A 2,133-nucleotide genomic window follows, 5' to 3' on the forward strand; every position below is an offset into this window, starting at 1 on the left:
GTGGTGGCGGACGCGGTGAGGTCCGGGCCGGAGGCGGGGTCGGACGGGGGAGTCATGCGTGCTCCCTGGAGGAGGTGAGGAGGTCGGCGATGTCCAGGACGTGCCGGCCCGCCATGGCCGGCAGACAGCTCCCGCGGACCGGGCCGATGGGGGCCGCCCACTCCTCGGGGATGGCGGCCACCCCGGAGGTCGCGCCGGCCAGAGCCCCGGCGACCGCGGCCGTGGTGTCGGCGTCGCGGCCCATGTTCACCGCGGTCAGCACCGCCTGGCGGAAGTCGCCCTCCGCGGCCGCGTACGCGCCGAAGGCGAGGGCCACGGCCTCGGGGGCCAGGTCGGTCCACGGGTAGCCCGCCACCACCACCGCGGACCGCACCGCCCGCTCCCCGCGGTGGGCGACCGCGACCGCGCGACGCAGCGAGCGGGCCGTCCACGAGTCGTCCGGGATCACCGCGAGGGCCGAGGCCACCACCGCCACCGCGGGCGCCCCGGTCATCGCGGCGGCCACCCCGGCCGCCACCGCCTGCCCGCCGTAGATGCCCTCGCCGTCGTGGCTGACCGAGCCGTCCACCGCCACCAGCCGCGCCGCCTCCGCGGGGCGGCCCGCCGCGAACACGCCGAACGGGGCGGCCCGCATGGCCAGCCCGTCGCTCCAGGCGTGCCGGTGCTGGGCGGAGACCGGCGCGGCCAGACCCCGGCGCAGGTTCTCCAGCGTCCCGCGTTCGCTGAACCCGGCCCCCCGGAACGGCCCCTCGTCGCGGTCCGCGATCCACTCGTGCCAGGCCGCCTCCACGTCCGCGGCGGTCAGCGCGAAGCCGTGCCGGGCCAGCAGCAGCCCGCAGAAGATGGCGTACTCGGTGTCGTCGGTGCCCGCCGGCTCCTCCTGGACGTACCCCGTGATGCGGCCCCAGCGGGCGCGGATCTCCGAGGGGCGCATGTTCTCCGCCGGGGCGCCGAGCGCGTCCCCCACGGCCAGGCCCAGCAGCGCTCCACGCGCCCGCTCCCGCAGGTCCGGTGTGACGACGGCCGCCATGCGCGCCTCCTAGCGGGGAGGGGGTCCCTTGTGCCCTTGTGACGATCTGTGCCACGCCACCGCCCCGGCCGACCCTCGGACACGCCGACGTCACCCGGACGACATCTGTGCGGGCTTCGCTTCGGATGAGCGATGTGGCCAAAAGTGCAGGTGAGGGCAGCCTTCCCTTGCTGGCGGGCCACGACTGAAGGGCGTAGCTTGGGGAACATCGAAAAGTAGATCCAGTCCAAACTGGCCGCGTGGCACGACGTCGTCCGCGCACCCGGCAATGACCTTGAGCGGGAGACATGGCTGTTCTCGAGATGCGGGCGCCCCTGCACGAGGCGCACCGCGACAACCACACCCACCGTGACGTCAACGGCGGCTGGCTGCGCCCGGCCGTCTTCGGCGCCATGGACGGTCTGGTGTCCAACCTGGCCCTGATGACCGGTGTCGCCGGCGGCACGGCCTCCAGCGGTGCCGTGGTGATCGCCGGGCTCGCGGGGCTGGCCGCCGGAGCGTTCTCCATGGCGGCCGGCGAGTACACCTCGGTGGCCTCCCAGCGGGAGCTGGTGGAGGCCGAACTCGACGTGGAACGACGCCAGCTGGCCCGTCACCCGCAGGCCGAGGAGGCGGAGCTCGCCGCCCTGTACGAGGCGCGCGGCGTGGACGCCGGGACGGCCCGTGAGGTCGCCCGCCAGCTCTCGCGCGACCCGGAGCAGGCGCTGGAGATACACGTCCGCGAGGAGCTGGGTGTCGACCCCGGCGACCTGCCCTCCCCGACGGTGGCCGCGGTCTCCTCGTTCGGCTCCTTCGCGCTGGGCGCGCTGCTGCCGGTGCTGCCGTTCCTGTTCGGCGCCACCGCGCTGTGGCCCGCCGTGGTCCTCGCGCTCGTCGGGCTCTTCCTGTGCGGCGCCGTGGTCGCCAAGGTGACCGCCCGCAGCTGGTGGTTCAGCGGTCTGCGGCAGCTGGTGCTCGGCGGCGCGGCGGCCGGCCTCACCTATCTGCTCGGCACCCTCATCGGCACCGCCGTCGGCTGACCCTCCGGTCCGTACGGCCCCACATGACCCGCGGGTCACGTCCGGCCCGGTCGGCCCACCGGCCCCGCCCGCCCCGCGTAACCC

General features: G+C 75.4%; 2 protein-coding genes. One reads left to right on the plus strand and one right to left on the minus strand.

Annotated elements, in window-relative coordinates:
• Window positions 1-52: 52 nt before the first annotated feature.
• Window positions 53-1,030 (minus strand): ADP-ribosylglycohydrolase family protein, encoded by a 978-nt coding sequence (locus ACOV8S_RS11770; RefSeq protein ID WP_448317725.1) that lies wholly within the window; start codon window positions 1,028-1,030, stop codon window positions 53-55.
• Between the two features lie 287 nt (window positions 1,031-1,317).
• Between ACOV8S_RS11770 and ACOV8S_RS11775 the strand changes: the two genes are divergently transcribed.
• Window positions 1,318-2,049: a VIT1/CCC1 transporter family protein gene (locus ACOV8S_RS11775; RefSeq protein WP_448317726.1), complete on the plus strand. Its 732-nt coding sequence runs from the start codon at window positions 1,318-1,320 to the stop codon at window positions 2,047-2,049.
• Window positions 2,050-2,133: the final 84 nt, after the last annotated feature.

It is taken from the genome of Streptomyces sp. CO7 (genome assembly GCF_053474865.1).